At 74.6% G+C, this 5,951-nt stretch carries 3 protein-coding genes; all 3 read left to right on the top strand.

Annotated elements, in window-relative coordinates; genetic code table 11:
* Window positions 1-2,384: glycosyltransferase (locus AB7J25_RS29885; protein ID WP_428514611.1), on the top strand; the 2,384-nt coding region annotated here is incomplete at its 5' end.
* On the top strand, window positions 2,381-4,474 hold the full coding sequence (locus AB7J25_RS29880; RefSeq protein WP_428514609.1) for a right-handed parallel beta-helix repeat-containing protein: 2,094 nt from the start codon (window positions 2,381-2,383) through the stop codon (window positions 4,472-4,474). The genes AB7J25_RS29885 and AB7J25_RS29880, both read left to right, overlap by 4 nt.
* Window positions 4,471-5,805, top strand: a complete 1,335-nt coding sequence (locus AB7J25_RS29875; RefSeq protein WP_428514607.1) for a right-handed parallel beta-helix repeat-containing protein — start codon at window positions 4,471-4,473, stop codon at window positions 5,803-5,805. Before AB7J25_RS29880 ends, AB7J25_RS29875 begins: the two co-directional genes overlap by 4 nt.
* Window positions 5,806-5,951: the final 146 nt, after the last annotated feature.

Here is a 5,951-nt window from a genome sequence, read left to right as displayed (position 1 = left end):
TCTTCGCGGCGGCGATCGAGTCCTGGCTCGCGAACCGGGTCGACGAGGTCATCCTGGTGATCGACGTCTCGGACACCACGTGCCGGGAGATCGCTGCGCGCTACCCGGTCACGGTGCTGGTCACGGATGTGCCGGGCAAGCGGGACGCGCTGCGCCGTGGCTGGAACGCGGCGTCCACCGAGCTGGTGGCCCTCGTGGACTCGGACACCGTGTGGGCGGCCGACGTGGCCGACGAGGTCAGCCGCCCTTTTGCCGATCCGCGGGTCGGCGGGGTGGGGACGCGCCAGAACGTCTACGGGTCGAAGGGGTTCCTGGCGCGGATCACCGACATGTTCCTCGATCACCGCTACTTCGACGAGAACGCCTCCCAGTCGCTCCTCGGGCAGGCCGTCTCCTGCCTCTCGGGCAGGACGGCGGTGTATCGCCGCCACCTGCTCATGGAGATCGAGGCCGACTTCATGCATGAGACGTTCTGGGGCGTGCCGTGCCTGTCCGGTGACGACAAGCGGCTCACGACGCTGATCCTGGAGCGGGGCCACCTCACCTACATGCAGCGCACCGCGGAGGTCTGGTCGACCTTCCCGGACACGTGGCGGATCTTCTTCAAGCAGCGCCTGCGGTGGGCACGCAACACGTGGCGGTCGGACCTTCGGGCGCTGTCGCGGCGTTGGGTGTGGCGCAAGCCGTTCCTGGCCTACACGATGGTCGACAAGGGGATCTCCAGCTTCACACTGCTGGTGGGCCCGGCCTTCATGATCTACTCGATCGCGGTGCAGAACTGGGTGTTCTGCGGCGTGCTGGCCGCGTGGTGGTGGATCAGCCGCTCGGCGAAGCTCCTGCCGCACCTGCGGCGCAGGCCCTCCTCGTTCTTCTTCGTGCCGGGCTACGTCGTCGTCTCCTGGGTGATGTCGATGATCAAGCTGCACGCGCTGTTGACCATCCGCAAGCAGCGCTGGCTCACCCGGCAGGTCGCGGTCGAGAACGGCCAGGTCGTCCGCACCGCCGCGGACGCCGAACCGGGTGCCGAGGCCGCCGTCGGCGTCGACGCGCCCGTCCCGGTGGGTGCCGGCGCCCGCGCTGCCGCGGCGGTCGGTGTGAACGGGCTGCCGCCGGGCGTGCCCGACGACGGGTTCGTCCCCGCGTTCCCGGACGAGGAGTTGGGGGACGACACGACCCCGGCGGAGGCGGGCGAGGACCTCACCCTGCCGGTGCCGGCCGTCGCGGCGGCCCGCGGAATGCCCGGCCCGGCGGAGCCGCACACGGCGATCGTCTCCGCGGTGCCGCGGCAGCGTGCCGCCGCAGGGCGACCGCCGGTCGCGGTCCCCCGGGGGCGCGCGCCGATGCCGCCCCGCGCCGGCGCGCCCGCCGCGAGGACGCCCGGTCCCGACGCCGCGGGCGATCCCGGTGGCCCGGTTCCGGGGCGCGGCAGGCCGGCGCGGCCCGGTGGCGACCCCGCCCGGTCCGTCCCCGTCCCGCGCGCCCCCGCCGGCCCGCCCGCCGCGATGCCACCGGCCGCCTTCCGTGCGCCGGGCGGGCCGCATCCGGGCGACGCCCCCCGGACACCGCGCGCGGGCGTGCAGCCGTCCACGGGCCCGGTGACCGACCCTCACCCGCCGCACCGCGGGGTGCCGCTTCCGCGGCAGGCCACCGAGCACGGCGGGCCCCGCCCGGCCGCCCGCGGCCCCGCGACGGGTGCCATCCCGTCGCAGCGGGTGGGCCCGCCGGACGCCGGGAACCGGTCCGCCACGGGCGGCGTGCCCACGCCGCGCCCGGGGCACCGGTCGCACCCGGCCGACCGCCCCGCAGGGCGCCCGCCCGCCGACGAGGGCCCGCGCCCGTCCTGGCCGGTCGACGCGGACGTTCCCGCTCCGCGCGCACCACTGGGGAGCCTGCCCGGCATCCGCCCCGCTTCCGGGTCGTTCCCCGCGCCGCGACCCGCCGCGGGCCGCGGCGGCCGCCCGGCCACCGGTGCCGTGCCCGCCCCGCGCGGTGAGTACCGGGCCGCGACCGGCGAGGTCGTCCACGACGGGCTCGCCGACGTCGACCGGGCCGTTCCGATCTCGCGGCCGATCTCGCGGCCGATCCCGGGACCGGTCGACGTCCCCCGCCCCCCGACGGGGAACCTGCCGCGGCCGGTCACCGGCGACGTCGCGTTCGGTGACGGCGCACCCGACGGGAACCACGGCCACCACGGCCACCCCGCCCACAGCGCCGCCGCGGGCCGGGCGACGGGGAACGTCCCCACCCCCCGGCGCCCCGAGCCGCACCCGCAGCAGGCGCACGACCCGTCCCGGCCCACGGCGGCACCCCGCCCGAACGGCCGCCACGCCTCCCGCGACATCCCCCCGCCGCGGGCCGGCTCGTCCCGAGAGGTCTCCGCATGACCCGCGCCGACCATGCCCGGTCGCCCCGCAGGTTCACCGCCACCGCCGTCCTGGCGGCGGCAGGCGCAGCCGCCCTGATCGCGGCGTTCCCCGCCGAGGCGATGGCGGCGACGCCCGTGCCCGTGCCGGCCCAGGCGCCGCCGCCGTCCGGCGACCCGCAGCCGGACCCGGCGCCCGACCCCGCGCCGGAGCCCACGCAGAACCCGCAGCCGACGCAGAACCCCCAGCCGACGCAGAACCCCCAGCCCACGACGCCGCCCACGGCGGATCCGACCGCGCCCGCGCTGGTGCCGGACCCGGCGGCCGAGGCCGCCGCCGCGGCCGCGGAGCTGGCGCGTGAGCGGGCTCAGGAGGCCGCCGAACGGGCCGCGGACCTCGCGGCGGCCCAGGCCCGCACCGCGGAGACGTGGAACAGCCGCGGCCGACCCGAGCGGATGATCGTGGTGCGCGACCTGTCGATCGAGACGGTCTCGGGTGGCAAGCTGACCGCGCAGGTCCCGCGTTCCGCCGGGACGCTGACGCTCGGCGGGCTGGACCGGCTCGCCCCGGACAGCTGGGTGACGGTGGCCGAGGAGGACGCCCGCTTGACGGCGGTCATCGTGCTCACGCCGGGCACGTCGCTGGATCTGTCCGGGGTCAAGACCCTGCGCCTGCAGGGCGGCCCGGACCTGCCCGACGCCGCGTCGATCTACACGGGCAGCGGCCGGGTCTCGTTCGCGAGCCAGACGGTGGTCTCGGTCGACCGGGAGACCGACGAGCCGATGCAGGCCGGCCCGGGCCGGCCGTTCATCGTGGTGGCGAACGGCGGTCGGCTCGACGCGAAGGACTCGGTCTTCAGCGATCTCGGCACCCCGCTGTCGGACGCCGCCAACCGTACCGGCCTGCAGTTCAACGACGGCGCCTCCGGTTCGCTGGTCCGCACGACCGCCCGGCGCAACACCGTCGGCATCCGGCTGTCCGGGTCGCAGGGGGTGCGGCTGGAGGAGGTGCTCGCCGAGGAGTCCGTGGCCGAGGGTGTCGTGCTCTCCGGCGACCGCGACACCACGCTGCGCGGGGTGAACGCCGAACGCAACGGTGGCGACGGCGTGATCGTCAAGGGTGAGAACTCCGCCGAACGCGTGATCAGCGGCATCGCGACGAACGGCAACGGCGGCTACGGGCTGTCGGTGGTCGGCCAGGATGCGCCGACGATCAAGGACGTCACCACGCGGGCCGACAAGACCGGCGGTCTGCGGATCAACCGGTCGACGGAGGTGGAGGTCACCGGTTTCGCCGCCACCGACCAGCCGATCGGCATCTTCACCCACGTCGGCGCTGCGGACCTGACGCTCGAGAAGGTCACGATCACGGGCGGGCGCCGCGGCGTGGTGGTGGAGAAGTCGACGTCGCGGCTCGCCCTGCGCGACAGCACGATCGACGGCACGAGCGTCGTCGGGATCGGCCTGGGCGGCAAGCACATCCAGCTCGACGCGGTGTCGGTGTCGGGCGCCCGCACCGGCGTGAAGGTGGAGCGCGGCGCGGAGGACGTCGTCGCGACGGGGGTGGCTCTCGCCGGTGGCGAGGACGGCTTCGTCGCGAACCCGGGCAGCGCGGGCATCGTGATCCGCGACCTGGTCGCCTCGGGCATCGGCAACGACGCGGTGCGCACCTACTCGCCCGCCACGCAGATCACCGGCGGCCGGGTGACCGGCGCGGACACCGGCGTGGTCGCCTCGGCCGCGACGACGATCGAGGGCACGGCGATCACGGAGGTCACCACGGGGCTGCGGGCCCGGGGGCCGGAGGCGATCGCGGCGACCCACGTCGACGTCGCCGCCCTCAGCCTGGGCATCGACGCCGCCCCTGGCACGCCGATGTCGCTCACCGACTCGAAGGTCCAGGCCCTGGAGGCGCTGCGCGGCCCGGTGCAGCTGGTCGGGGTCAACCAGATCAGCCTGCCGCCGCTGAACCTGCTCGGCGCGATCGGCGTCCCGCTGGTCCTGCTCGCCGTGGCGCTGGAGCTCGTGCACTGGCTGCGCGTGCGCCGGTTCCGCCGTCCGCCCCGGGGCCGGGAGGCTCCGTCCGTCGTCGCCCCGGCAGGTGCCTCGTGAACGTCTCACCGCTCGTCCGCCTCCTCGGCACGGCCGCGGCGACCCTCCTCGGTGCGGGCCTGCTCGCAGGCTGCTCGACGGACGTCGAGCCGTTCGTGCCCCGGGAGGTGGCGGCGTCCACGCCGATCGACCCGGCGCGCCCGTGCGTCCGCCAGGCGTCCCTGGCCGCGCAGGCACCGAAGGACGACCCCGAGCCCTCCGGGACGAAGGCGACGCTCTCCGGCGGCGTCATCCGGGTCACCGGCGGCGAGAACGTGACGCTCGGTGCCCTGAGCAGGGCCGTCGGCGGATCGGCGCTGCGCGAGGTCGAGGACGGCGAGTGGCTGCTCTCGGCGAGCATGGAGATCGCGCCGGGGGCGTCGGTGCGGATCGCGGCGCCGGAGGTGAACTGGCTCAAGCTGCGCAGCGACGCCACCGGATACACCACGATCAAGGTGGCCGGTGGCGGCCTGGACGTGGTGGGCAGCTGCATCACGTCGTGGGATGCGAAGGCGCGGGCGGTCGACCAGAAGCCCGAGGACGGGCGGGGGTTCCTGCTCGCGCGCGACGGTGGGCGGATGGACGTGGCGTGGTCGGAGCTGCGGTACCTGGGCCACGGGGAGATCGAGTCCTACGGGCTGTCCTGGCGGGTGGCGGGGACGACCGGGTCGATCACGCACAGCGTGGTGTCCCACCTGCACTTCGGCCTGTACAGCTACGAGATCGACGGCCTGAAGGTCACCGACAACGAGTTCCACGACAACGCGCTCTACGGCATCGACCCGCACACCGGCTCACGGAACATGACGATCGAGCGCAACGTCGTGCACGACAACGGCAAGCACGGGATCATCCTCGCCGAGGACTGCGTGGACTCGGTGATCCGCGACAACGTCGTGTACCGCAACGCCCACCACGGGATCGTGCTCTACCAGCGGTCGGACCGGAACGTGATCGAGGGCAACGAGACCTTCCGCAACACCGCCCAGGGGATCAACGTCAACGAGTCGCACGACAGCGTCGTGCGGGGCAACCGGGTCTACGACAACGGGGAGTCCGGCATCGGGGTGGGGCAGACCTCGGCGCGCAACGTCGTGGAGTCCAACCAGGTCCGTGGCAACGGCCAGGACGGGGTGCGCCTGGTCAGCGAGTCCGCCGACAACACGGTGCGGGCCAACACCATCGGCGACAACTCGCGCTACGGCGTCTACATCGACGGCGACGGCCCGTTCGACGTCTCCGACAACATCATCTTCGGCTCCCGGGTCGGGGTGCTGACCAAGAACACCGAGAACGAACCCGGCTCCAACACCATGCACGACAACACCGAGGGCGACCTGCTGGCCCGCTGACCTCGGGTCCTACGCCCCGTCGCCGAGGGTGAGCAGCGGGATCCGCAGCAGGTCGGCGAGCGCCGCCCGCTGGGTGTCGTCCAGGCGGGCGAGGATCTCGTGCTCGGTGCGGGTGTGCGCGCCGATCACCTCGTCGACCAGCGCGA

Origin of the sequence: Pseudonocardia sp. (assembly GCF_050246655.1) — a bacterium.
GTDB lineage: Bacteria > Actinomycetota > Actinomycetes > Mycobacteriales > Pseudonocardiaceae > Pseudonocardia.
The sequence above is the reverse complement of the archived record's forward strand: the minus strand, read 5'-3'. Positions and strand labels throughout refer to the sequence as shown.